Genomic DNA, 26893 nt, shown 5'->3' on the forward strand with positions numbered 1-26893 from the left:
TTGCTTATCGCTGGTGGCGGGCTTTGACCAGAACTCGGAAGCTCGGAATGCCCGTCGGAAGGAGAAACGCTCTGCGACCTGCCCCTCAGAGCGAGATAGAGGAGCCAAACGACCCCGGCCGCCAAGACAAACGCTCCTATTGCGGCTGCGTGTTCCACAACGAACCGGTAGATAGCCATAGCGGCTGCCACCAATCCGCCGATCAGGATCAGAAAGATGGTTCCGGCGTCAGATGATTTACCCCGTCGTCGCCCCATGGAATTGTAGTCTCTAGCCCGCGCCCTGTAGCCTTCCTTCGCGCGACTCTTGCACGATGCACCACTCGCGGCAACAGCGTGGCGATAGTCGGTCACAAGAAGGGAAAGTGCCGTTCAACGAGGCTCTGTGCCACCCTTATTCGACCACAGAGCTGGTTCCGTGCCGTCATAAGAAATCGGCGTAGCCGCATCAGCGCCCCTACACCCTAGGGATTTCCCTAGGCGCGAGCAGCACACTATGGGATCGCAAAAGCCCTGTCGGGCACCTAAGGCGATATCGCATAAACGCTTAGTCCCCGTTGAAACGGTGAATTGCGGTAGGCCTCACCTATGAGCTTAATCTCCAAGGTATACTCGGCTGATCGCGCCGTCATGAGCGGATCCTCTCCTGGCACTGCCACCGTGCCGACCATCGAAACGATCCCGTATGCGTTGAGAAAACCGAGAGGAATTCGTACAAAGCTTCCTATCTGACCCAATAAACGCGACCGTGAACAATGGGGCTCGTTGACGGCAGATCTGGCGAGAGCGTAGCGTAGACCGTCGCACCGACTACTCGTCTGACCGTGCGGCGCCGTATTCGCTATGCGAAAGGATCGTGTTTTGAGGGCCTTCAAAATTGCTGCGACGGTGTTCGATTTTCCTGCGCCGGTCGATCCAACGATTGCAGCATGTCGCGTAACAAGTTTATCCAGATCTAGCGTGGCTTCCAAGCTCTCTGAAGCGGAATGGCTACCGATGGCTACTGGAGCTGACCCGCTGGGAGCATAGATCTGCTAAGCGCGATCTCTTCGATGAAACGCGAAGGAAACGAATACTTGAAGAAATTGAATATTCTGACGGCTACCTTCACCAAGTGGTGCACGAATTTGAGACAAGGAAGGTGACTTGGTGTGATGCGTATTGTTGCATTTCATCGTCGTGCAAGACATTAATGGATTTTCGGCGAAAGTCAGAGATCTGAAGAGATTGAGGCTGATATTCAGATCATGCGTGACGCGAACGGCACCGTGGATCGCTTCGGTGCGTTCAAAACGATCCTCGGGAAAACTGGCAACCAACGGCACAAACGGGTTTCCGATATACGAGAGATGCGGGACATAGTTTTAGAGCTCCAGGGCCGATTATGCGCAGGTCGCGTGGTGCGCGAGTCCATCGACTGCCGCATCATCACCGAACGATGAAATGTCTAATAAGATCCAAGAAGATCGCGGTGTGCTTGAAGGGGTCGGCTAATGTTCGAACCGCCCGTCCGCGCGATGCGAATTCCCGAAAGCCAATGCCCGGTGCCAAACGGCCCTGCCGCGAGACAAGATGCCATCAGCATCGAACCTTCTAGATTCGAAGCCGCGAGAGTCTCATGAGTGCGCCGGCGGTTGCGCGACAAGTTGTCCCAGAGACAAAAACTACCTGACGGTTGAGATTTGGACTAAACTACGGAATCTGTCGTCGGGCAGCATACATGACCTTCGAGACCCCAGCAGGCAACGCGACAACCGTGGCCGCGGCAAGCGTCGACTGCGCGAGTTACTTTACCTTTAGCAATACTCTTCGCGGGCACATTGGCGGACCCGCCATTCTTGGCAAGAATTGAACTAAGTTAGACCGCTAAATGCCGGGTGGCTTTTTCAAGCTTGTAGAGTGAACCAGCTCACACGCCGGCGGCCAAGGACGTTGCAATATCTGCGTGCCGCTTTTGACGTGGGATGTCGATAAACTTGGGTCGCCATCGTACAAAAAGTGTTTCGGTGACCCGGGTGAAATCTACGCCAAAAGGATCGCGCTCTGCTGGCTGAATTGTGCTGGGGAGTCGTTTTATGGATATTCAGGCGCACCCGCCCCTTCCTTACGTGAAGCCTGAAAGGGCATCGAGTGTACCTTTCCCGAAGATCGGCAAGGTACAGCGTGAGCCGACTGCATCGGCCAACTATTTTGTAGTGGACCCGGTCTTTCTAGCTACCGCCTCTTTGCAACCGTATCAACGAACGCATCAGGACCCGATCCATCGGCCGCTCAGGATCTACACGCTTGATCCAGCGGCGAGTCGGCAGGATGGCGCTGTGGCCGTGTTAAATGTCCCATTCGAGCGATTGCGCTCGGGGCCCGCGGGCAGCATCCTGGAGGTGGTCGATTGGGACGAGACGACGGGGCGGCTCAACAAGCCGGTCGAGTTGGATGATCCTCGCATCCTGATAGAAAATGGACGGCCCCCCTCGCCGTCCGACCCTATGTTCCGGCAGCAGATGGTCTACGCGGTCTGCGCGGCCACGTACGATGTCTTCAGACGCGCGCTCGGACGCGATCCGTGCTGGGGCTTTCACTCTCGTCCTGGTCAAGCTTATGCAAAGCTCAGAATTCGTCCACAGGCCTTCTGCGGCCGCAATGCCTATTACGATTCATCAGCAGGGGAACTCAAGTTCGGCTACTACACTGCCGATGGTAGCGTTCAGGGACGAAATCGACCCGGAGGTCGGGTGTTCACGAGTCTCTCACACGACATCATCGTGCATGAGATGACCCATGCGTTGCTGGACGGTCTTCGGCCGCGCTTTCGGCTGCCGACCCACCCGGATGTCGCGGCCTTTCACGAGGGTTTTGCCGACCTCGTGGCGATGCTCATGCACTTCTCGTATTCGGATGTCGTTCGTGCCGCAATTGAGAGGTCAGGCGGCAAACTCGAGACCGATGCGCTGCTTCTGTCACTCGCTAACCAATTCGGACATACCACGGGTTCGGGCGGGCCGTTGCGATCGGCCATCGATGCAGCGGGGCTTGGACAAGACGAGGAGCGCAGCGTCCGACGATATGATCAAGCTGGCGACGAACCGCACGAGCGTGGCTCGCTTCTAGTAACGGCCATTTTCGAAGCATTCGCGACGATACTTCGCCGGAAGACAAAGCGATTCATTCGCCTGGCACGTCTAACTCCCGGTGAGGCTCCAGGTTCTGAGCTTTGCGAAATTCTCGCCGACCAAGCAAGCACACTGGCATCACAGTTCCTTTCGGTTTGCATACGTGCCATCGACTACTGCCCGCCGTTCGACCTGTGTTTTGGCGAGTATCTGCGAGCAGTTATCACTGCGGATTTCGATCTCGTTCAGGACGACCCCTTCGGCTATCGCGAGGCCATCATCGATTCCTTCGCCCGTCGGCGCATCTACCCGGATGACGTGCCCGATCTCGCGGAGGACACTCTGCTATGGCGACCACCTGACAAGCAAATGGAGCCGATCGAAGACCTGCACTTCAAGAGGTTACGTTTCGCGGGCGACCCGGGACGAGCAGCCGACGAGACCGAACTGCGCCGGCAGGCCGAAGCACTCGGATCCTACGTCATGCGGCCGGGGTACGCACGCGCGTTCGGCTGCGCTTTACCGGGCGACGTGCAACTGAACGGAGATCACGTCGATCCTGCAGTTGTTGGTTCTATTCGCTCCCTTCGCCGCATCGGCCCGGACCGGCAGGTCACCTTCGATACGGTCGCCGAGATCACCCAGCGGCGTTGGTGCAAGCAGATATCGGGAACGTTCACTGAAGTCATCGGCGGCTCAACCGTCATCCTCGGCCCGGACGGCCGAGTTCGCTATGCAATCCGAAAGTCCGTGACGGATCAACGCCGAATACGAGCGCAAGCAGACCATCTTGACGGTAAAGGCGGTTCGAAGAGATGGACGAAGCGCGGCAGCCGCCACCAACTGTCGCGATCCGGTATATGCCATCTCTTTGGTGGAACAGTCGGTGTCCAGCAACCAGCAAGAGGAGAACGACATGAGCGATAGCGAACAGAAACTCCGCCAAGCATTAATGAGAATCGCAGAGGTGGCTCAGGCAGCGTCGGATACCGGACGGTATGTGGACGAGGACGATAAGCCGAATGGCGGCGAAGCTGCGCGGCGCCCCCATAACCACGCGGGTGGAAAAAACGCGCATTGTTCAATTAAGCAACTGCCCGGCCGTCTAGCCGAAAAAGCGGCAAAGACTGCAACGACCATCAATCCCATGAACCGAGTTAACTTCGGTGCCATTGGCTCCGTGGCACGCGGCCTGGTACTCTCGCCAGCAGCGATTGCAGTTTTGGTTGGTAAGTATTGGGGCCCGCAACAGCGCCGGCTCACGGTCAGCTTCCTGGATGGCGGGCCAAGTGATCTGCGCCGCCGGATCATTCAGCACATGAATGCCTGGAACCAAACCGCAGGGATCTCATTCGTGGAGACCCGTGGTGTGGGTAAGGTGCGCATCTCGCGAAATCAAGCAGGATACTGGTCTTATCTCGGGACCGACATCCTGCACATTCCCAGTAATCGGCCGACGTTGAACCTCCAGGGTTTCACCATGAACACAGCGGACAGCGAATTCCATCGCGTCGTGCGTCATGAAGCTGGGCACACGCTCGGCTTCCCGCATGAACACATGCGTGAGGAGCTGGTTGACCTCATAGACCCACAAAAGGCCTATGAGTTCTTCCTGCGCACACAGGGATGGTCTCGTGAGATGGTGGACCAACAGGTGCTGACACCGCTCAGCCAGGACTCGATAATGGCCACCCCACCTGACCAAGATTCGATCATGTGCTATCAACTTCCGGGATCGATTACCAAAGACGGTCAGCCGATCCGGGGAGGTTCGGACATCAACGCCACCGACTATGCCTTCGCGGGACAGATCTACCCGAAGGTTTCGTCAGAGGGTGCACCGTCGATCCAAGCTCAAATGGGCCTCGCCGACGAATGGTCGCCATCGGAAGATGTGGAGGTGGACGAGGAACTGGTACCGTAACGCTTTGCCGCGCCTCGTCGAGATTCAGGCCTCCCAGGACCTTCCACCCGTGCTGCACGTGCGGGTGGGAGACGTACTGATGTTTGGAGCAAGCGGCGGTCGTCTTCTGGAAGGCGAGACGGCGATCGAGCTGTTAGGTGTCTTCTCGACCGGCGTACTCTCGGACGATGGCCGGGTGCTAAGCCCACTCGGACCGCCAACCAACATCTTGTTTCGTGCGCTTCGATCGGGGCAGGCCCGCATCGAGGTGATAAGGGGAGATCCATGGCAAGCTATCCCGCAACGGCACGAGATCGCGATTGTTGTCGTCGTCTGACGGCGCACCGAAGACCGCCCCCTAGAAAGTCTGAGCGGAACGTCTCGTCGACCGTTAGCACGACTAAAAAACGGCCGGGCAATCGGCGGCTTGAAGAACTTAAAAATGAACCGGGGGCGTCATTGTCCCTCTCTACTCCCCACACTCGCCCCGTCCCGTCGACCCGCGCGCATTGCATGCTTCCAACGCCATCACAGAAGTGTGGCATGCTCAATTGAGCCTCGAGGAGAATTTCACATGCCAATCGGAGACAATCTGCCGACCCAATCTGAGCGATCCTTTCTCAATCTGTTTGAGCCGCCGCCACAGTTAATTGAACCCGCCGTCCGCGCCTGCCGCCTATTCAACACGGCGCTGGATATCGTCTTTTACGATGTAGCGACGTTGGCCGCGCAGCTGGCCGAAAAAGACGCGTCCGTGCGAGCTCGGGAGGAGAAACCTCCCTCCCGGATCGTCCAGCTCGATGCACTCAGTGACCCTGAAGGCTCGCTTCTGCTCATCGACGCTAATACCGCACCATATGTGCACAGATACACCAATGTGGAGGTCTTCTTGACTTCGCCTCACCCGGAAACGCGGGCTGTCGAGATCGTAACAATCACGGGGGTCGGTAGTTCGGCCCTTGGCAGCGCCGCGCTGGCGTGGGACATCTCGATAGCACTCGGAAAACCTGTGCTTGCCATCGTCCCGGGATACGGCATGGCCGACGTCATTCTGCAGGCGCTAGGGGGCTGGTTCGGCTTCGGCCTTTACGACTATCTGCATGCAAAGAGCTTGATCCAGAACGCTCTTGCCAATGCCGCGCCCAGGACAGCGAGCATAGGCCGCCAACTGCCCGCGTCTACGCCGGATGCAAAGTCCCTGCACGGCGCGCCAGTCTTTCGCCACGGCTCCGGCTCCTCAGACGTTCTTCACGCACTCCTCCTTCATCGTGACGCGGCATTCAAGCTTCTGGTTGGACACAGCAAGGGCGCCCTGCAGATCGGCAATGCAATCAGATCCCTTCCACCGGACCGATCACACGAACTCCGGGTCGTAACGCTCGGCTGCCCGATTTCGACGGATGTCGAGGGCGTCAGCTATTATCAATACCTTGGGCTTTTCGACGCCCTGGGACAGCTCAACATGTGGGGACACAGGCCGAACCAATGGCCACCGACTTGGCACAGTACGAACCCCAAGTTGCCACCTGCGATGACGGCGGGGAAATACGCGGCGGATGCTTTTCCGGCCTGACTCCTGCTCCGCCCACGCCTGCTCGGTCGTTTCTACGTTTAGATCCGGGCACGTCGCTGATTTGTGGACAGCAACCTGATATTCTACGGTTGGTGCTACCTGACAGCGATCGCGGCGTCTCTAAGAAAGGAGCCAGACGTTATGTTCGGAAAGCTTATCCCCTCAATCTGCATCATCGCCCCATTTGTTGTTTCGCCGGCTCCGGAACACCACCAACCTCTTCTCAACCAACTAGTTTCTCGGTTCGCGAAGGAGAGTATGAGCGGAGTTGTCCTGATCATGATGCCTTTACCTATTGTGGCACCATAAATGGCTGGGCAGAACAGGCTTGCAAGATCCAAAATTCACGTGAACTACCGAAGTATCGCTTGATCAAGCGCACGTAGACGAGCTTATTCGCTTCTTTCAAAAATGGCTCTACGATTGGGGGCTATCGGCCAAGAGATGCCGTGATGCCATTGGCACAGAGTTATCTCTGTTCACTGACTTCACCGATAAGATCAAGATCGTGGCAAGTGCTCCGCAGGGAAACGGGGATTACCGAGCGGTTCGAGTCGGCCGACCACAAATTTGCACGTCCCAGCTGGTGCCCTCTTGTTCCTCAAAGCTACCAAAGGTAGAGTTTGGAATTGAATCATTTCGCGCGTTTTATTGCTCGTCCAGAACTATCTGGACAGTACTTGCCATACTGTATCCATAGGAGGCTCACATGGGTCGCTGGAAAACGATCTTTGCAGTAGTCTTAACTTTACTCGTCATGCACCTTCCGGCAGAGGCGCAAGACCCAGTAATTCGTATCGGTGTAGTGGCGACCTTCACCGGTTTCGGGGCAAATGAAGGCCAGCAGTTTCGGGCGGGAGTATCCGCCGCTCAGAATGATCTGAGGCAAATAGCCAACCGACCGGTGGAGGTCATTTTCCATGATCATCAGAATAAGCCGGACATCGCGGCCAACAAGGCCCGCCAGCTTATTGAAGTCGATCGCGTCAACTTCCTGATTGCAAAAGGCGGCGCATCTGTAATGCTGGCCGTGTCCGGGGTGAGCGAACAGCAACAGACGCCAACCGTCTTGGTCGGGCTATCTAAGGGGCCATTTTCGGACCAGCGACTAAAGTACTCATTCCACATCGGCGATAGCGCCGAGCAGCTTGCAAAGCTCGCCGTTCGGTATGCGAAAGACAATCAAGATCGTCGTACGAGCTACATTTTTGAAAGCCAGTTTTTCGCCGAAGCGCTCAGCCGTGAAGCCCAAGTCAGCCAGCTGCCGTTGCAAAATTGGAATGGCACAGCTGGCTCGCCGGCGATTGTGTTCATGTTTGGCGGGGATACTCGTAACATTCGTTTGGACGAACTCCCATCAAACAGCCTTCTCATCGGTGGCATCAGCCTCCTGGAGATCGGCCGCCTCGGAAACCAGATCAAAGTGGCGGTTATCGCGCCGCACGATCCCAGCCTTCGAGAGCCACGTAGCTTGCCCAACTCCTTGAGGGACATGAAGGGAGCGGATGCCTACTATGGCTACGCAGCCTTTCAAATCCTGTCACGCGCCGCGCGGAATGATCCTGCTCCTGACCGAGTTGCTGCGAGCATGCGTGCCGACTCGTTCGATACCGTCCTTGGACAACTCAACTTTATGGCCGGCGGCGAATGTCGTCAGCCTAAGCTCGCCGTGTACGTCATGAACGACAATGGCTCATTCCAGCTGTGTCCCGACTGTGGCGGCGTTCACGATGGCTGTAATGGCTCCGCGTGCAAGTGCAAGGACGGCTCTTGCAACAACGACTGCTGTAACAAATAGTGGCAATGATTTCCGATGATCCCAAGAAGGCTATCAAGTTTGTAGCCGCGTTCCTGCCAGGCTTCATTGGTCTGGGCCTCGCAAGTTATTTGGTCGATCTGCGGTTCGGTGAACTTGCATACGCCTTTATTTCGATTGCGATCAGCATCGCATCCTTTGGGATTGCCTCGCTCGCGATGCGGCAATGGCGCGCAAAGAAGCGGAAACCAGCGCAAGCAGTCGCAACGGCGGAGATAGTGCTGGCATATGTAGTCGCGCTGGTTCTCGGAATTTTCGTGTCGGTTGCCTACGATGATGATTGGGTAATCACGGCGGTGAACAAGATACCTTTCGTGTCGCTTACCAAAACAACTCAAGACCACCCGCTTTTATACGTACTAAAGAAGAGCTTCACCTGTGTGGCTGTGCGTCCTATCGATGCTCGTGAGAACAACACGCTGGTCTATACGAAGGCGATGGTACGAGCGATCGTAAAGGATTATGCGACCGTCGAGGGATTTATCCGCGTTTACCCGACCGAACTTGATCCCGCTCAGGTCTTTCTATCTCCTGCGTGCAAGGTAGACGGAAAAAAGACGACAGCAATTCCTGGCCCTGGCGTTCTCGTGCAGACAGAAAATGTCATTGCTTGGGAGCTCATTGATGCGACCGCAAGCGAGTGTTGGAAGATCCACTACGGCAGCAAGCCGCCGTGTCTTTGTCCTTCGGAGGAGGTCAAAGACAAATACATGGCGCGAATGAACGTGGAAAAGCATGAACAACAAGACAAGTACCAGCTCTGCACGGCGGATAAATAGCCTGACTTCGGCAGCCGGCTGGCAGCATTTTCGCACGAGCCGTCAAGGTCTCTCAAGACGACCAAGCGGCCTGTGTTCTTACGTATATTTGTACGGTTTCATCGTTATATGAAACTCAAACGTGCTCAACTGAGCATTGACGATGAAAATTGATTGCGTCGCCAGCGTTCACGCCTAGGGCGTCGAGATCAATCCACGAGCCGTTGCAACTATCCAGCGGTTGCCCCAGCGCACGATAGATTCGATTCGCCCGACGCCGGGGACCACATCACCTCGTGCTGCCATTCGAATCCCATCGGGCCCTTCGAGCACCGCTGTTCCGCCGCGAACGTCCAGCACTGCCCAACCTGCCAGGGTCGTTGGTCTTGTCTCGGGAACCGACAGGAGCGGCCCCGCAGGCTGGATCGAGCCCGTCACAGACATGTCCACTTCGAGAGCATCCGCCGATTGCGCCGCATTTGGCGCTTTGGTCCCAGGCTTCGGAGCAACGCTCGCGATGAATGTGGAGGGCTGCCCCAAAGCAGGCGCTGTTCGCGAACCCGATGCAATCTTTCGGACGCCTTCGGCTTTACCGCCTGCCCTTGTGTCTGGCATGCGGCGCGAAGCCGTTTCTACCTGAGCAGTCGGGTCGAGAGCCGAGATAGCTGCAGGACCGTACCAAGCGCCAGCCCAACCCAACGCAAAGCCCGCCCCCAATGCGGCCGCCGCGACGAGACAAATAGTCAGTTTTGGAGGCCGGCCCGGCGCCAATAGCGCCAAGAGCTCGATTGGGGGTCGAGAAATCCGATTGATCGCGAGTGATGGGCCACGTGAGCTCGCCACTGCCGTGATCTGGGGCGATCGTGATCCTTTCCAAGGTATTCGCATGGTGCAATTGCATGCTTGGCTCCCTGCGGTCGCCAATGATCGTGCCGGAAGCTAAACTAACTCTTAACTGCCGGTGCGCTCGGCACGACTAAAGAGAAGTCGTAGAGCGCGAAGGGGCTGCCTTCGCGAGAAGGAGCGCGCCGGGCTAGGCAGCCGTTGCGCGAGTAAAGGGCAGAATGGGACTACCAGCTCGAGAGACCGGGCGCACGTGAATGCCGCGATACCAGGCTTAGCTTTGCCGAACTGGGCGAACTTTCAGAACGAAACTGACCCGAAAGACAAGCGAAAGGAGTGCGCTGTGACATTGGTATCGGGGCTTTTGCGTGGCCCTTTTTAACCGCCGCAGTTTATGGGTTGTATTTTCCTACCTTGGATTGCATATTTTTTCCGTTGTCGACCGCCTGTTGCCTTTAACAATTATGGTTTCCAGTAATGAGTAATCGAGGTCGGGTTCACTATTCGACTATTCTGGGCGAGCGGGTCGAGGGACTGGTCGCACTATTTCGAGAACTGCAGACTCTCCGCCGTCGCCTACGAGCCGCTCAGGCGAGAACGATTGTCAGGACTAGCCGTATCCCCAAAGCCAGTCGTAGACGGAGAGCGCTTCGGCGGACATAGCTGTCGCGAGCTCGTAGAGCCGTTCAGTGCGATGAAAGAACTCGGCACTTCCGCTTTCTAGGAAGCTCGCGCCAGATCGCTCTACCGACACCTCATTGTCCAGTAATCAGGGTATCGAGTGTTGCAGATGGAATAGTCAGCAACAGCTCAATCGTGAAGTGAAAGAGCGTATTTTGGCGGCTCGTCATCTCGGCGGACAACAGCGCGCTGAAGATGTAATCGTAAAGTGAGAGAACAGCGTTGCGGAACCCTTCGTGCTCGGCGGCGGAGTAGGAGTGCGCGTCATCCAGACCGAGAACATGACCATCAAGCTGAAGCCGTGCTGGCAATGAAGAAGGCGATCGCAGCGACCTGTCCGGCCGAACGGATGAGGTGGTTGCAGGTGGCTTTGGCATGCAAGAGCTTGGCGCGCCTTGTCGAAGGATCGGTTCCTGCGCCTACAATCTCATCTTAATGCTGCGCCAGAGCGCTCGACATCCGCGGGCATTGGGATCACAGCTTCCGATAGGTAATGTGTGCCGTCGCAAACGGGATGCCCGCACGTCCGGCGCTCCCACGCACGATGCAGGCGCGATCATCTATTGCGTAGAACCAATCATCGAAATTCAATTTGATCGATTTACCGCCTGGTTGCGGCGTGTCGCGAGTGTACTTCCAATGAAAGGCGCAGCCGGCTTGCTCTCCAAGAGCCTCACCTTCCAGCCGGTTTTCCAATCCGGTGTATTTGCCTTCGTTACCTTTTCGTATGGTCCAGTGCATCGTGTCGCAATGGCCATCATCGAATGTGTACGTCTCGGTGAAGATCACGATTTGGGTATCTGTCTCGAATTCGCCGTGCGCCGCAATCGTCGCGCGCTTTAGCAATCCGCCAACGAGGCTTTCCAGCACCGCCCAGCCTTCGATCCGCCCCACAAAGAATTGCTCCGGGAGAAAGATCGGCCTTGTTTCTCTGAAATCCTCGATCGCCATCGGTAGCACCCAATCAAGGGAATCTCCGTACTAAGTCCCTTGTTACCCATTGGGTTCCGATTAGCCGCGCCTTGCAGCGCCGTACTTCAAGTTATTGCGGCCCGCGAATAAGGAAAGGGCCGCTCGGACATTCCGAGGCCACCGGGGCTAAAAACCAGGGCGGCTGACCCCAGCTCCGGCGGCATCTGTGATAATTTAAGCTCTGCGGGTGAACAGCCCGGCGTGCAAAGTTCCGAGCCGAAGGTGGAGCCCCGTTGCATCTCGGTCACAGAAAGGATGCCCTGGAAGCTTTTGGTTAGTGGCATTCGGCAACTAGATTTCAGTTTATTTCAAATCTGAGATCGAATTTGTAGCCAACTGATCCGCTCAGGCGCTATCTTCTGCATCCAGACCTTTTGATCGCGAAATTGTTTGGCTCACGTGATGAGCCGCTTTGAGTGTCTTCTTACAGAGCATGACCGCATGCGCGTTGTGTAGGGGATAGACATGTTGGATCACGAATTCAATGAACAGCGCGCTAAGTTACTGCGTGAACTCGCAGAGCAGGCTGACCCATTTGTTAAAAGGCGCCTCCTGAAACTGGTGGAGCGGTATCAACCTAAGGGGCGAGCAGCGCCGGTTCACGAGTTCACTTTGAGCCTCGGCGATGCCGCCGATCGCAAGCAAGCGCCACCTCCCGATCCGGGCGTACCGCCGTCTACCATCAGCAGAACACGGGTAAGTTCTGATTGAAGTTCGTCTTCTGAATATCCGTGCGTTCAGCCCATAAAACCCGCAACTCGAGGAGAGCAATTATGGCAATCCAGATCGTCATGGACCGCACCGGCGACAGCCGTCATCTCTTCAATCTTCACGACGCACAGGAATTGGTCAGGGCCGAACAGCGCTTCAATGAGCTGACGAAGGTTGGCTTCACCGCTGCGGTCCGTACCGGAACGGACCAGCTATCACAAATCAAATCATTCGACCGGAATGCGGAAGAGACCATCTTTTTTCCGAGGCTCGTTGGAGGTTAGTGGGAGCCCCAGCCATGTTGGCCTTCCGATCGTTGGCCATGGGCAGCCGTTCTCGCATGAGAGCGACACGAGCCCTTTTCATCAAGCACGGCGCCGAGAGCACGCCGGAAGGCCGCTCGCTCCGGCGCTTGCGGGAGTGGCTTTCGCAGGCGCAACGCGAGCAGCTAGCCCGCAAAGGTTACTTCGAGGTGATCGGAAACGAGAGTGGGAGCCAATACAGGGTCTACGCCGGAACTTCCGGTAATGTTTGCGTGGTGGACGAGCGCGATCATCCGCAAGAGGGATTGTGTTTCATGCCGGTGGGCTCTCTGCCGATAGGAGACGTGATGCTCGCCCAGAAGATTGCGTTGGAGACATGCGAAGCCCACGTGCGCGCCGTGGCGAAGGGGTTCACTCCAAGTCGTTTTCATTTTAGGCAAGCCCGACTGCTCGGCTGACTGGCGGTCGCATCATTGCGCTTGCGAGTGGCGGCGCAGGCGTCCTGCTAAGTTGGTTCGCTGCTGAAGCTGGCCGGCGGAGTTTAGTGCTGGGGTTCATCCAATGCCTTGAGTCGCGCGTGGAGAAACGCGCTCGCATGGTCATAATTTGCATCACCGTCCACGACCGCGCGAGCGCGCGGATCGAGCACGCGACCGACCATTTCCGGACCGACTGCATCAACACGCTCTGACCACTGGTTCAGACGTTCATCGGAAAGGTTTTGGCTCGACGTGAATAATTTCAGCCACCGAGATGCGCCGTCATGCTTGTTGTGGTGTCGGGCAACAAATGCATAGAAGGCGAATAAGCTTTGGACATCCTCACGGGATACTGCTCGCTGGGCCATGAACATGCTCTTGTGAAAATAATCATCAGCGAATCAAATACGGATAATACATTTCTCCGGGTGTCGAATACCAAGAAAATTAAATGCCGCTCGGAGTGAGCTTCGAGCTCTGCAGCGCAGCGAACCTCCATTTACCTGCTTTAATGCGAGCCGCGCGCAGCTTGGGCACACTGCCCGTCCGCGCTTTAGCGGAACGCGGCCCCGGCTCTTCACCCTCCTCCCTTCAAGTGCACCGCCGGGGCGGGGCCGCTGGCCCACTTCCTCTCCGAACTCAACGTCATTCACGCGTTCCGCGAAGGCAATGGTCGCACGCAGCTTTCGTTCTTCCTCCTTCTGGCCGATCATGCCGGTCATCCCATCGACCTCGAAGATCTTGAGCCGGATACTTTCTGGATGCGATGATTGCTAGTTTTAAGGGGGACGAAGGACCTCTCGCCGTGGTTATCAGCGACCTGGTCACCTACTAGGCCCCTATCGACAGCTGCTCAAGACGCGACTTCCTTCGTTCGTCGCTCGATCTCTTTTTAGGAGATCCGAACTCACGGCCGAAAAGGCTGCGACGCGTTCGCGCATGCGCGCGAGCTCCGCCTTTTCAGGACAGCAGCATCCTGATTTTTTGAGCCATTTCAGAAGTCAAAGCCGTCCGACCCACACAGTCTACGTGGTCGAAGGCGAAGGTGATTCACGACCAAGGTCGGCGCCGCCTGGGCGCACGAGGACGGCGACGGCTACAACATCTCGCTCACGGCGGCCCTGCCGCTTAACGGGCGCCTGGTGGTGCGCACCGCCAAGGCCCATGCCAAGAACGAGGCGGCGCGATGAGCGCCGCTACCTTCCGCCGGTTCGTCGTCAAGGCGTTTGACTACGAAGAGTGGACGGTCATCGTCGAGGCCGGCAGCTCCGCCAATGCGATCCGCAAGGCCGAGGCGATCTACCGGGCCGACAATTTCGGTGTAGCGAACGGCTTTGATCTCGGCTGGAAAGCCCGGCCGCTGGTTCAGGAGGTGCGCCAGTGAGCACCGCCGGCAAGCTCCCTTCGCAACCGCGTTATCTAGGGCCACTGCATCCAGGTCATGCGGCAGATGGCAACCGGGTCGGTGGACTTCATCCTGACCGACCCCGTATGTCTGCCGATACAATCGAGTAGCGGGCAGACCATCCGCAATGACGACAACACGTCGTGGATCCGACCGGCATTTCGCGAGATGCAGCGCGTCGTGAAGAACCCCGGCCTGTGCCTGACCTTCTACGGCTGGGGCCGAGCCGATGTCTTCCTTGACTGCTGGCAGCTGCAGGATTCCTGGCCTGTCGGCCATCTCATCTTTCCGAAGCGGTAGGCCTCGTCCTCCGGGTTCGTGAAATAGCATCACGAACAGGCCTTTCCTTGCCAAGGGTGACGTGCCCCTGCCGGAAAATCCGCCGGCCGATGTCATCGACTAGGTCTGCACCGGCAATCGTCTGCATCCGACGCAGAAATCCGCGAAGATGCTGCAACCGCTCATCGACAGATTCTGCAAACCAATATCCTCGCGTCTCTTGCGGGCCGAAACGGTACGAGCTGCAGGAGCCAGAGCACTGCCAGTTGCGGTTCACGGTGGACGCCGGCAAGCGCGATGCCCAGACCACCACCGCCGACCTCAGCAAGCTCAACCGGCTGGAGGTGGCACCGACGATGTCGGGCAACTTCGGCATCGTCTACCTGGCCCGCAGCGGGGCCAATACTGTCTCCGTACACACTCGATACGGCGACCAGAGCAGCAACAAGGTGCGACTCAACAACCTGGCACCGGGACAGATAGACGCCTTCCTCTCGAAGGTGGCGGAGTTTCAGGAGAAGTTCTGCAGCGTCAAGGTCAGCGTGCCGGCAAGACCAGCCGCTCAGAGCGTACGCGGCCGATCGGGCCGCTCGTTGAGCGATGCCAAGGGCGGACCGCCGCGAGACCACCGTGGCCCGGCGGCGCGCGGGAGAGCCGCGGCAGATCAACCCAAGGAGCTACATCGACAGCCCATCGACCATTTCACGATCGGTCGCCGGCCGCCCGCAGCTAGACCAAAAGTTCCCCATCTTGGGCATTGACGTTAGCATCGATACGACCCTAGGTTTTCCCAATTCATTTTACTGCTCGATCCGGTGGGTGCCTTCGAGGCCCATTAAGGAGACAAGCATGATTACTTATTTGATAGCCGCAGGCGGCGTGTTCGGGTTTCTCCTGACAAGGTACGTTGCCGCGAAGACCAGGGAAGGCTCACTCTGGCGCGCAGTATTGCGCAACCTCAATCGTTTCTTCCTGCCGTTCGCTATCGCCGGCATTATCTTTTCCGGCCTTCAGATATGGCTCTCCCTCACCGACGACCTCGAAGGAGCCAGCCGGACCATCCGGGAATTGGAGACGGAACTGGCCCGTTTGCGGACTGTGGCCACCTTTCTGAAACCCTCTCCGGCGCTGGAATTCTCTATTTATCTGGCCTTGATTTTTCTGTTTGTGGCACCCTTCTGGGCCAGCCATCGGACCGTAATTAGCGTCTTCAGCGGCTATCTTCGATCGGTAAGCTTCGCCTACGTCTGGCTGACGCTGCTGACCTCTCTTACCTTCTTCGGCGGCATCGTTGCAGGTCCTGATGGCTTGCTCGCCCAACGAATAGCGACGATCGAGCACCACATCGAACGGATTGATGAACGATATGCAAAGGCCCTTCTGGAAACGAAAGCCGTCCTTCTCGCGGAGCTGATGCCTCGTCTCGTGAAGACCTACGAGACGAAAAAGAGGGATGATGATGACCAGCAATGGCCACACATCGTTCTCCTGGCCGACAAGCTCCGAAAGGCGCTTGGCGATCTGCCAGGACAATATCCCTCTCTGCTGGACGGGCCCCACGGCGCCCCGAACGGACCAACACCATCACCCGTGCTTCCGCCAGGACCTCCGCCGGCGAGCGCTTCGGTCGCTTTGTCCCCGTTGAATGTCGACGAACCGCCGATCGTCAGGCCTCTTCCGCCTCTGGAGAAGCTGCAAGAGAAACCGGCATCCCAGCCGCTGAGCGAGCGCCGTGTTGCGCCCGCGAAACTGGATGCTCCCACCGCTACACCGCTCGCTCTCCAGTCGGTCGCGTACGCGTATCGTGGGCGGATCCAGCCATTTGACCAGGCTCTTCCCCTCAAACCGACTTCGGTCGCCGTAACATTCCCGGATGTGCAGGCAACGCGTCCGCAATGGTCGCTCGAAACGGCCGAAGCGATTGAAAAGGAGCTGAAGGCGTCCTCGGCAGAAAAGCGAACTGTTCCGGAAGAACTTCTCGCCTCCACGGGATCACGCGCAATTGGCGCCGCCTACGAGGGAAGCGTCGACGCCGTGATGGATGTTCTGAAGAACAACGAGGACCTCGGCCTGCCGCTAGGTTTCCTGGCCGGCTTTGTGGAAGCCTTCCTCAATGAATCAGTAAAGACCGCTATCGAACGAGGCATCGAGAAGCAGAGCGCACGGCTTGCGACCGGCGCGAGCAAGCTCGCAGCAGCGGTATCAGGATTCACGGACTACGTGGCCGCCGCTGTAGCCAAGGGGTTTGGGAGCAAGCTCCGCGCGCGCACTGAAGCGGTCGTCGCCAAGATCGATGCCATGGAGAAAAGCATAGCTGACGCTCAATCCAAGATTCCGAACGACATGCAGGCGTTATCGATCCAGCAGTTCGAGCCTCGGTGGGCCGGTCTCGCAGCCGTCTGGGGGCAGGCGACCGGTCGTCTTCCCGACGAGTTGCGCAAGCCAGCCGCAGAGGTGCTTGGCGAAATTCGTGAAGCAATCGAGAAGCTCGGACCTGTCGATCGAATGACCCTGCTTTACAATTGCGAGCAGGTCTGGCTCGACTCGGCGGAGAGAACCCGCCTCAGCTACATCTCAGCGATGCTCCGGTGCGAGGAGCTCGCCGGGCGCACCACCGCTTCCTTTCAGCAGTCTCTCCGCAAGGCGCTTCCCGGACTACTCGCTGGCGAGATTGCTGATAAAGGTCTTCGTGACATGGTTCCGTCAATGGTCGGCGATACCAAGATCAAGGGCAAAGATCTGAATGAGCTAGTGGCAGCCTTGCAAAACGCCCGGTCCGACGCGCTCGGCACTCCCGGTGCAGCCGCTCGCTTCATTGCTGAAAGTCGCAAGGCTTCTCCAGCGCGGGCTCGAAGCGGATTCATGGCGGCGATGGGAGCGACTTCTTGCAGCATTCGCGCAGAGCTTGTGACAGAGCATTACGTGAACAATGTGCTCGTCTCGGTCACGCGAACTCCGATAACGCTGCCCTGTTTCCGGTAGCTGTTTCAGCGTTCTTTTCACCTCAAGAGCGGCCTGCGATCGGGCTCGCGAGTATTGAGGATAGACCGCGATCGCATTCGTCGAGTGGCGGCGCCCTGACAAGAATGTACGGCTCCCGGCGTATACTGAAGCACTTGCGCGCAACACTCCTGCCACTTTGTTGAACAGACGAGGGACGAAGCGCCCGCCCCTTCCGTAAGCTGCAGGCATGCGCGTTGTCGTGTCCGCCTCGCTGCTCCGGGTGCCAACGCCGTGGCCCGGGACTGGGGCAACATGGCCGTGACCTCATCGACGCTGGGCAACAACACCAATCGGCTTTGCATCGGCGACCACGCGCGGAGCTCGTTATCGATGAGTGCCGTAACGGTTGCCAGTTCTCGAATTGAGATAAGTCCCGCCACGGTGTGATGAGCCGGATCCGCCCAAATAGCTGCCGCCATGACTGGTCGTGTGATGTCCGCCGCCGTAGCTGACGCGCCCTCCATGTCCTCCGCGTGCGTTTGCTTGTCCGATCACGCCGAGCAGCAACAGACCGGCAACTATTGCAATCAACTTCATATTTCGCCCGCCCCTTTCGAATGTGGAAGCGTATCCAAGCGCAGCCGATGCGTGCTAACAACCTTTGATACGCGCAAATATGCAGCTTTACGCCGGGAACAACTGGAGCCGAGCCGTTTTCCGGCGCGAGTAAGGCGCGCGCCTGTCCCCGAAACGTCTCGATCTCCAATGGAGCCGGTGACCTCGTCTGAATGCCCAATCCGATCGCGCAGAAATACCGCAGATGAACGACCCTCTACGCTGATTATCATCATGGCCGCCATGCTAACGCAGGCCTGCTACTTGCTCGGGGCCAACATTGTCGTCACAGGAAATTTCCACCCAGTCGACTGCTGCAGCCGATCGGGATCTAACCTTCGTAGTGATTGAGCGTCATCGCGAGCTGTCGGCGCATTACGATGCGGCCTTGTCCGTATCGGCGAAGCTCGATGGGCCCGAGTTTGATGCCGCCGACGAAATCAGCAGTCAAAGGACCCATGCTCTCGCGGAGCATGCGAATGTGCTCATCCGTTCAACGCCAACCTCGATCGCGGGCGTTATTGCTCTGACCCGTTACGTCGGCAGCCTACGAGAGTGGGAACTTCCCGATGATGATGCATGGTATCGGGTTTTCTTAGGAGGACTGGCAGACGCGATCGATGGAATTGCGATGGCGCAGCGGCTTGGGCGAGACGGCGATTAACATGGCGCTCGCTTTCATCTTCCGCGGCATACTTTTCTGGGGGGCCATTGCTGCGCTTCTCTATTTCGTGTGGAATTTGCCCTTCTGAAGCCCGACGACTAGGGGCTCGCCAGAACCAGTGTCGAGGCAATGAGGAGCGGCGGCTTTTCAACCACGGTAATCGCCCACTACAATATCAGTTTCGGTCGCCCTGCCGAAGCTGATCCGTCTTGAAAAGCTCTCAGGACGTAGTCGCGGGGGCATACTCGGCCTTTGTGCTGGGGAGAACGCTCATCAGCCGCCCCTTCACTGAGCTCGACAAGCTTGCCCTGGCAGCCAAAGGCGGCCTCAGCTGGGAGCATTGGAGCTGGAGTCAATGGATTGGCTACCACTTGGACATCCGTCTTACTTTGGGATATGTGACGATTTTCTTGTCTGCACGATATGATTCCCTCAACCTTGACGCGTAAGAAGAAGGGTCGTGGTCGCGTTTTTCGGCAACCCTGCGGTACGATGTGCTGCATTTGGCGGCTCCGCCAGGCTCTCCCTGAGGCACGTCCGCTTTTTGTGAGGCCGGATCGCAAGGTGAGAGCTGCCATGACAACGCGCGAGATTGCTGATGTGGCCCGATAACGAAACCGAACGCGACTTCCTGAACTTCTCCGGCGTGGCTGACACGGTCGCCGAGATCATCGTCCAGGCCAAGAGCAGACCAATTTCCATCGGTGTCTCGGGGGCTTGGGGTATCGGCAAGTCGTCGATGATCAAGCTCACCCGCTCCGCGGTCACGGCCCGCGAAAAGAAGAGTGGCGCGAGCAAATACGTGTTCGTCGAGTTCAACGCATGGCTATACCAAGGCTACGATGATGCACGTGCGGCTCTTATGGACGTCATCGCCGATAGGCTTGAGGAAGAGGCCAAGACCCGTGCAACCGCGCTCGACAAGGTGAAGTCGCTCGCCAAGCGGATCAAGTGGTTGCGGGCTGCCAAGCTCCTCGCCACCTCGCTTTACTTCGGAGTACCTCCTGTCGGAGCCGCCGGCGAGATTTTCGAGCTCGGCAAGAAGGTTTTGGCCGAGGGCCTTGGGAAGGACACCGCCGCCGACGCCAAAAAAGCTGCAGCGGATGTGGCAAAAGAGGGTAGCGAGCTCCTGAAGCCGCAGGACGAAACGTCTCCACCGAAGGAAATTCAGGCGCTACGCGATGCCTTCGAACAAACGCTGGAGGAGCTCGGGATCACGCTAGTTGTGTTGATCGACGATCTTGATCGCTGTCTGCCCGAAACGACGATTTCGACGCTGGAGGCGATCCGCCTCTTCCTGTTCCTCAAAAACACCGCCTTCGTCATCGCGGCCGACAACGACATGATCAAGCACGCGGTGAAGAAGCATTTTGTCGGCGTCAACGACGACCTCCTAATCACCAACTATTTCGACAAGCTCATCCAGGTTCCGATCAGGGTGCCGCAGCTCGGCACCCAGGAGGTCCGCGCTTACATGATGCTCCTGTTTGTCGACAACAGCGAGCTCTCTGACGACCATAAGGAGAAGGTCCGGGTTGCTGTGATTGGGCAGCTCAGGCGGACTTGGCAGGGGAAAAAGGTCGATCGAGCCTTCCTTCAGAGTCTCGGAATTGCGTTCCCGGAATCTCTCGTCGGTCAGTTCGACACGGCCGAACGACTCGCTTCGCTGATGACGACCGCCTCCGGCATTCTCGGTAATCCGCGACTGATCAAGCGGTTCCTGAACGCTCTCTCGATCCGCTTGACGATCTCGAAAGCGCAGGGCGTCGGCGTTGATGAGGCCGTGCTGGCCAAACTGCTTTTGTTCGAGCGTATCGGCGACACTGCTGCTTACGCCGAGCTGGTCAAAAACGTCAGCATCGATACCGAGGGCAAGCCCACCTTTCTCAAGGAATGGGAAGAAGGCGCGGTTGCCGGCCGCGATCTGGATTTGAAGGCGCCGTGGACGGGCGAGTTCGTGAAAGAATGGTTGGCGCTCTCGCCGCCCCTGCACGATACCGATCTTCGTGGTGCACTCTACGTCAGCCGCGAATATGCACCGTTGATTACGCCCGAGGATCGCTTGTCGTCCGACGCGGCGGAGCTGCTCGCCGCATTGCTCGAACATCCGGAAATGGCGACCACTCTCAAGGATGGGCTCGCGCGGGTCGCACGCATCGAAACCACGGTGATGATGGACCGCTTGCTTGAACGCGCTAGAAAAGAGCAGGAATGGGGAGCACCGCCGATATTGAACGCATGTATTGCCTTGGTTGAAGCGGATCCAGTCCAGGGTTCAAGGCTGGCGGCGTTCTTGGCTGATCGCCCTGCCCAGCAAATTCAGCCAAGCATCGTTCCCAAGATTGCCGATCGCGCGTGGTCAGCGACAATTCTCGATGCATGGAGTTCGTCGCCCGCGATCTCGAGGACGGTTAAGAACGCGATCAAGAAGACGAGGGACAATGGGAACGTCGCAGTCTAGCGATGGGCCCGGTCCGGGCGTACCGATGGTACCGCCCTGGACGCCCGCCGCGCCACAGGATCCGGTACCACCTCTCGCTCCACCGCCTCCTTCCGACGACCCCGACGCGCCGCCGGCGGAAGGTACTTCGTCGCCCCCGCCGTTAGCTCCGCCGGCTGTCCTCACGCCGCCGCGACTTGCGCCCGAAAAGCGCTTCGGTGGCGTCCGCATGAGCCTTGGCAATTTTGCGCGATCCGGAGACGATCGCGATCTAAGGCGGGGACTTGGGCACTACGTCCGTAGCGGCTACGGCGGCTCCAATGTTACGACCAGTCGATTCGGTGGCACGGCGCAGACGGCAGGAGCGCTCAGCCATGCGCTGTACTCAACCGCCAACGGCGCCGCGGATGCGCCGGTCGACGCGACCGCTCTGGCCGGGCGTTCCGCCGAGGACATCGCGACCGCAATCATAGAAGCGGTCAGGCCCGTCGACGGAACACAGGACGCGGAAGCCGAACGGGCGGCGATACACGACGCCATGTCCGACCTGCTTGCCCAATATCCGGACGCCGACCTGCTCAATCTGTCGAACATCGAGCGCGACTTCGTCATCGAAAGGTTCTCTGCAATAGATGTAGCGCGCCGCTTCGAACTCGATGTCGGCAAGCATTTGCTCGAGAAGGCGGCGACCGCCACAGTCGCGATGGCGCGGTTGAAGCAAATGCGTACTTATATCGTCGAGGCCGTTGCCGCATCCTTTCGCAAGCTGAAGGACCACGGACGGACGCTGACCGCCGGACGAGTCGCCCGCATTGTTCAGGACGCGCTTCGAGATACGTTCGAAGTCTTCGAAGGGTACGAAGAATGAAGCTGCTGTGCGCACCGGCCGACGTCGGCCGGCTGAACGAACAAGGAGCTCTTAGGGTCATTCTCTTCGGCCAGGCCGGCGCTGACGACCGTGGCAGCGCCGGTGCCGCTGTTCGTAACGAGATCCGGAGGGAGCGGCTTGCCCCGGCTCGGAGAGCCTGGGATCTGCTATCGATCGCCATGTCGATCATGGCGGCAGACGCCGCCGGCTTGCGGACCGAAAGTCCGGATGGGTGGACTCGCGAGTTCGAGTTGGAGATTGCAGTCGCCGAGCCCGCGTTCTGGAATGGACTGGCCGGCCTGCTTGCGGACGCGTTGGCCTTTCTAACGACGGACCGCTGGCAATTTCACTTCATCGCCGGCGGTCGCACACCGGTTCCGCCCGAACGGATCGTTAGGCCCCCGGAAAACGCCGTCGTGCTTCTTTCGGGCGGTCTCGACAGCCTGAGCGGTGCGATCGATCTTGGCGCCGATGGGGATCGGCTTGTCGCGATCAGCAAGATAGTCCGCGGAGACGCGGAAAAGCAGCTTCACTTCGCGTCCTTGATCGGTGGCGGATTGAAACATTTTCAGTTGAATGACAACGCGGTGGTGCCGGGGGTCGAGGATACGTCGCAGAGGGCCCGATCGATCATATTTCTGGCCTTCGGCGTCCTGGTCGCCACCGCCCTGAAGCCATATCGACCCGGCGGCGACCTGCCGCTCTACATTTGCGAGAATGGCTTCATCGCCGTTAACCCGCCGCTGACGGGAAGCCGCATCGGCAGCTTGAGCACGCGTACCGCCCACCCCTACTTTCTGGCGCAATTTCAAAGCATCTTGAACGCAGCAAACCTTGGTGTGAGAATCCGCACTCCCTACGCCGCCAAAACCAAGGGGGAGATGCTGAAGGAATGCGAAGATCAGCCGCTGCTGCGCAGGCTGGCGGCGAGCTCGACGAGTTGCGGACGATTTCAGCGCTACAACTACCATCATTGCGGCCGCTGCGTCCCATGCCAGGTGCGGCGAGCGGCGTTCCTGGCATGGGGGCGCGCCGATTCGACCGAATACGTGTTTGAAGAACTGGGACGAGACGACCCGGATCACGCCGGGTTCGATGACGTGCGATCGGTCGGAATGGCGCTGGCCGCCGCGAAAGATGGTGGTTTCGACGCTTGGCTGGGAAGCGCCCTTTCATGGCGCGGCCTTGACGAGCGCGAGGCGCTCAAGGATATGCTACGACGAGGACTGGCAGAGCTCGGGGCCCTGCATGCGAAACACGGTGTCAAGTGATCGATTTCCACGCTCATCTCGATCTCTATCCGGATGCGGTCGCAACTACAAAGGAATGCATCGATCGCAGACTTTTTGTCCTGTCCGTGACGACGACCCCATCGGCCTGGTCGGGCACGGCTGCCCTCGCGAAAGACGCAGCGCGCATCCGCACCGCACTCGGCTTGCATCCGCAGCTCGCAAACGACCGTCAGGGAGAATTGGCACTATTCGAGGACCTTCTTCCTAGGTCGAGGTACGTCGGCGAGATCGGCTTGGATGGAGGTCCTGAACTCAAAAGCACCTGGACGGTCCAGCATCGCGTGTTCACGCAGATCCTGCGCATGTGCGATGCCGCTGGCGGGCGCATTCTGACAATCCACAGCCGACGTGCGGCCACACCCGTGTTGGAGGCGCTCGCCTCCAACGCCAATGCCGGCGTGGCCGTGCTGCACTGGTTCTCGGGGTCCAAGAACGAGCTTGCGCGCGCCATCGACCAGGGATGCTGGTTCAGCGTGGGACCGGCGATGCTGGCGAGCGAGAAAGGTCGCGCGATAACGGCGGCGATGCCACCGAGCCAGGTGCTCACGGAAACGGATGGACCCTTCGCACAAGTCGACGGTCGTCCACTGTCGCCCTGGGATGCGGCAATGGCGGAGGGAACGCTCGCCGCTATCTGGGGCGTCAGCGAGGACGACGTTCGGGATCGATTGATGGAGAACCTAAGACGCCTGACCAGCGCGGCCCCACCGGTTGAGCCGGATGCCACCCGCGCGGCACCAGGGAGTAGAGTGGGGAGGATATAGTGGGCAAGAACGTCGTCGTATTTTCGGATGGTACCGGTCAGGACGGGGGTGCTCGTCCAGAGCAGCGCATCAGCAACATCTACAAGATGTACCGGATCTCGCGCGACCACGCCGACACAGCCATCGATCCGTCGAAACAAGTGGTGTTCTACGATGCTGGGCTGGGCACCGATATCGGCGCCACCGCCCTCACTGCTCCTGTCCGCTTCGTCCAGAAACTGCTCGGCTCTGTGACGGGCGCTGGCATCAAGCGCAACATCGCCGACTGCTACGAATTCATCATCAATCACTACGAAGAGGGCGACCGGATCTTTCTATTCGGCTTCAGCCGTGGCGCCTACACGGTACGTAGTTTGGCAAACTTGCTGATGCTGTGCGGAGTGCCCACCGAGACCCCTGGTGGTCCGCTCATGCGGCACCGCAAGGCCGCCAAGGACATCGCCTGGGAGGCCGTCGATACCGTGCTGGAGCACGGCGCGGGCCATCCAAGAGCTGAATTTGAGTACGAGCGGCTCGAACTGGCGCGACGGTTTCAGCTCAAGTACCGGTCCGGCGATGGCACTGATTCCAACGTGGCTCCATACTTCATCGGTGTGTTCGACACCGTCGCCGCCTTGGGGGCCAGTGGCATGCGCTACCTGGTTATTCAGGCCGGCCTCGCGGCCGGCGTCTCCGCCGTCGCCTTCGCTGCCGGCTTCCTTCCGTCCATGCTGTTCGCTGTGCTGTACAGCGCCTTGTTCGGCACGAACTTCATGCTGGTCGGCTTTGTTGCGCAAGTCGCCATTGTTGGCGCAGCCCTTGGCGCGTTCTGGTACTGGCAAACCAAGGCCGATACCAAGACGATCAGCGATTATCCAAAGCCTGGGGAGTTCCGATCCCACAAGGCCGTATGGAAGGGAGAAAACTTCGATCGTCTGCTGAGCAAACACGTCGCTTTCGCTCGCTCGGCGAACGCGATCGACGAAACCCGGAAGGACTTCGACCGCGTCGCATGGGGCGGAGGCGATGAAGGCTCTCCCCACTTTCCGGGGCATGAGCGGCTCCGCCAATGGTGGTTCGCCGGTAACCATTCGGACGTCGGGGGCTCCTATCCGGAGCCGGAATCTCGGCTATCTGACGTCGCGCTCGAATGGATGTGCCACGAGGCCGTTTCGGTTCCGAACGGACTCCTGACCGGGCCCATTTTCGTGGGTGGCGTCAAGATGCCGAACACCGGCGACTTTGGCCCCGCATTGAACGTCTACCCTGCGGCCGACGGCGTGCAGCATTGCGAGGTCGCCGGCATGCGCGACACGATTGACGGCTACGCCGCCAAACTTCCGAAATGGTCGTGGCTGCAGAAGTACGTCGCACGCCAAAACTGGGAGACCAAGATCCGCAATATCGACCCGGCGGCCAAGGTCCATCCCACCGTCGGGGCGCGCTTCGACCTGCCCAGCGTCCTTCAATGCACGCGGGTCGGCGCCTATCGTCCCGATGCACTCGCAAACCACAACGCCTTCAAGCAGTACTATCACCAGGTCGGAACTGCGGCGAACTCAACGCCACCCAGCTGAAATCCCGCGCGAACCCCTTGAACCAATCGCTGGTGGGCCTATCGGATAAGGACCGCACAATGCCGATCGAGGGCGGTCTGAGCATTCTCGACGACAACCACCGGGTCTATTCCCTCACCTTCATGCAAAGCGTTCCGGAGGCGGAGTTGAACAAGCACGGGATCGAACGCCCCAAAGTGATTCAGGACGTCTGGGTTGCGACGCATCGGGACGGCGAGACATTAGATAGCTAGCCGGAGCGGCGAGTTGCACCCGGCGTTTGATGGCCAGGACTTTGGCGAGAGGACCACATCGTAATCCGGCTCGCCAACATCACCAAACTGAACTCGCGATCTACGCCAAGCATGCGATTTCGATCGACGAGAACCGTGCGGATTTCAGAAGTTTCCCGTGGTCCCCGACGGCGGAAAAAGCGGGCGAACGCGACGTCCACGGCAACCTGTATTTCGAGCAGGTATGTTTCCCGGGCGTGCACGCCGATATCGGCGGCGGCTATTTGGAAAACGAAGCCGCGTGTCGGATGTGGCCCTGAACTGGATGGTTGCCGGCGCATCGCTTATCCCGGACGGGCTCAAGCATGACAAAAGCGTCCTGCAGCTTTCGCCGGACCCGGCCGGCCCCCAGCCCAACAACCAGGCCGGTGGATTGCTCAAGGCCGGCATGCGTCGCCTCCCCGTGGATCCGAACACGGGCGAGTCCACCGCCAATGCACACCCGTCAATGCACGCTTGGCGGCAGGGTCGGTCCTGCTGTACGACTGGACGGGAAACTATCGCCCGACAACATGAGCGTACACGTCGACTTCAAGCATTACTTCGATCAGATCAGGCCGCACCGCCGAGACTTGGTCGCTGACGATATCGAGCTCAAATGGGAGAAGGCCAACTATGGCGGTCGTCTATAGCTTTTTGGCTGTGTTCGGCGCCGCACGCTCGAGCGTGCCGCAAGGTCGAATTCGC

27 protein-coding genes are annotated in these 26893 nt (G+C 58.6%); 22 read left to right on the forward strand and 5 right to left on the reverse strand.

Annotated features, from left to right (window positions below; all coding sequences use genetic code 11):
* Positions 1-523: 523 nt before the first annotated feature.
* Both I6F20_RS38530 and I6F20_RS33255 read right to left on the reverse strand, forming a co-directional pair.
* Complete coding sequence (locus I6F20_RS38530) at positions 524-1030, reverse strand: helicase HerA domain-containing protein (RefSeq protein WP_225130124.1); 507 nt, start codon at positions 1028-1030, stop codon at positions 524-526.
* A gap of 3 nt (positions 1031-1033) precedes the next feature.
* Positions 1034-1324, reverse strand: a complete 291-nt coding sequence (locus tag I6F20_RS33255; protein WP_225130029.1) for a hypothetical protein — start codon at positions 1322-1324, stop codon at positions 1034-1036.
* A gap of 750 nt (positions 1325-2074) precedes the next feature.
* On the opposite strand from I6F20_RS33255, the gene I6F20_RS33260 reads away from it, so the two are divergent.
* From I6F20_RS33260 to I6F20_RS33285, 6 genes are all read left to right on the forward strand, one after another.
* Positions 2075-4036 (forward strand): gluzincin family metallopeptidase, encoded by a 1962-nt coding sequence (locus I6F20_RS33260; protein WP_225130031.1) that lies wholly within the window; start codon positions 2075-2077, stop codon positions 4034-4036.
* Positions 4026-5033: a M12 family metallopeptidase gene (locus tag I6F20_RS33265; RefSeq protein ID WP_225130033.1), complete on the forward strand. Its 1008-nt coding sequence runs from the start codon at positions 4026-4028 to the stop codon at positions 5031-5033. The genes I6F20_RS33260 and I6F20_RS33265 overlap by 11 nt, the downstream gene beginning before the upstream one ends.
* Before the next feature lie 79 nt (positions 5034-5112).
* Positions 5113-5349, forward strand: coding sequence for a hypothetical protein (locus I6F20_RS33270; RefSeq protein ID WP_225130035.1), 237 nt, complete (start codon positions 5113-5115; stop codon positions 5347-5349).
* 237 nt (positions 5350-5586) lie between these two features.
* Complete coding sequence (locus I6F20_RS33275; protein WP_225130037.1) at positions 5587-6585, forward strand: hypothetical protein; 999 nt, start codon at positions 5587-5589, stop codon at positions 6583-6585.
* 709 nt (positions 6586-7294) lie between these two features.
* Positions 7295-8383 carry an ABC transporter substrate-binding protein gene (locus I6F20_RS33280; protein ID WP_225130039.1) on the forward strand — a complete coding sequence of 363 codons (1089 nt, stop codon included), beginning with the start codon at positions 7295-7297 and terminating at the stop codon, positions 8381-8383.
* Positions 8384-8388: 5 nt separating this feature from the next.
* Positions 8389-9180, forward strand: coding sequence for a hypothetical protein (locus I6F20_RS33285; protein WP_225130041.1), 792 nt, complete (start codon positions 8389-8391; stop codon positions 9178-9180).
* A 1577-nt stretch (positions 9181-10757) separates the two neighbouring features.
* Here the strand turns inward: I6F20_RS33285 and I6F20_RS33290 are convergent.
* Together I6F20_RS33290 and I6F20_RS33295 are read right to left on the reverse strand one after the other, a co-directional pair.
* On the reverse strand, positions 10758-11060 hold the full coding sequence (locus tag I6F20_RS33290) for a hypothetical protein (protein WP_225130043.1): 303 nt from the start codon (positions 11058-11060) through the stop codon (positions 10758-10760).
* Between the two features lie 97 nt (positions 11061-11157).
* On the reverse strand, positions 11158-11634 hold the full coding sequence (locus I6F20_RS33295; protein WP_225130044.1) for a DUF3833 family protein: 477 nt from the start codon (positions 11632-11634) through the stop codon (positions 11158-11160).
* Between the two features lie 486 nt (positions 11635-12120).
* Between I6F20_RS33295 and I6F20_RS33300 the strand changes: the two genes are divergently transcribed.
* From I6F20_RS33300 to I6F20_RS33310, 3 genes are all read left to right on the forward strand, one after another.
* Positions 12121-12366, forward strand: a complete 246-nt coding sequence (locus tag I6F20_RS33300; RefSeq protein ID WP_225130046.1) for a hypothetical protein — start codon at positions 12121-12123, stop codon at positions 12364-12366.
* Between the two features lie 62 nt (positions 12367-12428).
* Complete coding sequence (locus I6F20_RS33305) at positions 12429-12650, forward strand: hypothetical protein (RefSeq protein ID WP_225130048.1); 222 nt, start codon at positions 12429-12431, stop codon at positions 12648-12650.
* Between the two features lie 14 nt (positions 12651-12664).
* Positions 12665-13087, forward strand: a complete 423-nt coding sequence (locus tag I6F20_RS33310; protein ID WP_225130050.1) for a hypothetical protein — start codon at positions 12665-12667, stop codon at positions 13085-13087.
* A gap of 83 nt (positions 13088-13170) precedes the next feature.
* On the opposite strand, the gene I6F20_RS33315 is transcribed toward I6F20_RS33310, so the two are convergent.
* Positions 13171-13476 (reverse strand): hypothetical protein, encoded by a 306-nt coding sequence (locus tag I6F20_RS33315; protein WP_225130052.1) that lies wholly within the window; start codon positions 13474-13476, stop codon positions 13171-13173.
* A gap of 279 nt (positions 13477-13755) precedes the next feature.
* Between I6F20_RS33315 and I6F20_RS33320 the strand changes: the two genes are divergently transcribed.
* The 13 genes from I6F20_RS33320 to I6F20_RS33380 all read left to right on the forward strand — a co-directional run bounded on the left by I6F20_RS33320 (position 13756) and on the right by I6F20_RS33380 (position 26466).
* Positions 13756-13878, forward strand: a complete 123-nt coding sequence (locus tag I6F20_RS33320) for a hypothetical protein (RefSeq protein ID WP_346277073.1) — start codon at positions 13756-13758, stop codon at positions 13876-13878.
* Between the two features lie 416 nt (positions 13879-14294).
* Positions 14295-14492 (forward strand): hypothetical protein, encoded by a 198-nt coding sequence (locus I6F20_RS33325; protein ID WP_225130054.1) that lies wholly within the window; start codon positions 14295-14297, stop codon positions 14490-14492.
* Between the two features lie 57 nt (positions 14493-14549).
* Complete coding sequence (locus I6F20_RS33330; RefSeq protein ID WP_225130056.1) at positions 14550-14813, forward strand: class I SAM-dependent methyltransferase; 264 nt, start codon at positions 14550-14552, stop codon at positions 14811-14813.
* Between the two features lie 245 nt (positions 14814-15058).
* Positions 15059-15553: a hypothetical protein gene (locus I6F20_RS33335; protein ID WP_225130057.1), complete on the forward strand. Its 495-nt coding sequence runs from the start codon at positions 15059-15061 to the stop codon at positions 15551-15553.
* Between the two features lie 88 nt (positions 15554-15641).
* Positions 15642-17774, forward strand: coding sequence for a hypothetical protein (locus I6F20_RS33340; RefSeq protein ID WP_225130059.1), 2133 nt, complete (start codon positions 15642-15644; stop codon positions 17772-17774).
* An 856-nt stretch (positions 17775-18630) separates the two neighbouring features.
* On the forward strand, positions 18631-19014 hold the full coding sequence (locus I6F20_RS33345) for a hypothetical protein (protein ID WP_225130062.1): 384 nt from the start codon (positions 18631-18633) through the stop codon (positions 19012-19014).
* A gap of 598 nt (positions 19015-19612) precedes the next feature.
* Positions 19613-21475: a KAP family P-loop NTPase fold protein gene (locus I6F20_RS33350; protein ID WP_225130064.1), complete on the forward strand. Its 1863-nt coding sequence runs from the start codon at positions 19613-19615 to the stop codon at positions 21473-21475.
* A gap of 208 nt (positions 21476-21683) precedes the next feature.
* Positions 21684-22322, forward strand: coding sequence for a Qat anti-phage system associated protein QatB (gene qatB, locus I6F20_RS33355; protein ID WP_225130066.1), 639 nt, complete (start codon positions 21684-21686; stop codon positions 22320-22322).
* Positions 22319-23593 (forward strand): Qat anti-phage system QueC-like protein QatC, encoded by a 1275-nt coding sequence (gene qatC / locus I6F20_RS33360; protein WP_225130068.1) that lies wholly within the window; start codon positions 22319-22321, stop codon positions 23591-23593. The genes qatB and qatC overlap by 4 nt, the downstream gene beginning before the upstream one ends.
* Positions 23590-24378 (forward strand): Qat anti-phage system TatD family nuclease QatD, encoded by a 789-nt coding sequence (qatD, locus tag I6F20_RS33365; RefSeq protein ID WP_225130070.1) that lies wholly within the window; start codon positions 23590-23592, stop codon positions 24376-24378. Before qatC ends, qatD begins: the two co-directional genes overlap by 4 nt.
* On the forward strand, positions 24378-25934 hold the full coding sequence (locus I6F20_RS33370; protein WP_225130072.1) for a phospholipase effector Tle1 domain-containing protein: 1557 nt from the start codon (positions 24378-24380) through the stop codon (positions 25932-25934). The genes qatD and I6F20_RS33370 overlap by 1 nt, the downstream gene beginning before the upstream one ends.
* Before the next feature lie 59 nt (positions 25935-25993).
* On the forward strand, positions 25994-26167 hold the full coding sequence (locus tag I6F20_RS33375; RefSeq protein ID WP_225130074.1) for a hypothetical protein: 174 nt from the start codon (positions 25994-25996) through the stop codon (positions 26165-26167).
* Between the two features lie 29 nt (positions 26168-26196).
* Complete coding sequence (locus tag I6F20_RS33380; protein ID WP_225130076.1) at positions 26197-26466, forward strand: T6SS phospholipase effector Tle1-like catalytic domain-containing protein; 270 nt, start codon at positions 26197-26199, stop codon at positions 26464-26466.
* Positions 26467-26893: the final 427 nt, after the last annotated feature.

The organism is Bradyrhizobium sp. IC3123 (assembly GCF_020193625.1).
Lineage (GTDB): Bacteria > Pseudomonadota > Alphaproteobacteria > Rhizobiales > Xanthobacteraceae > Bradyrhizobium > Bradyrhizobium yuanmingense.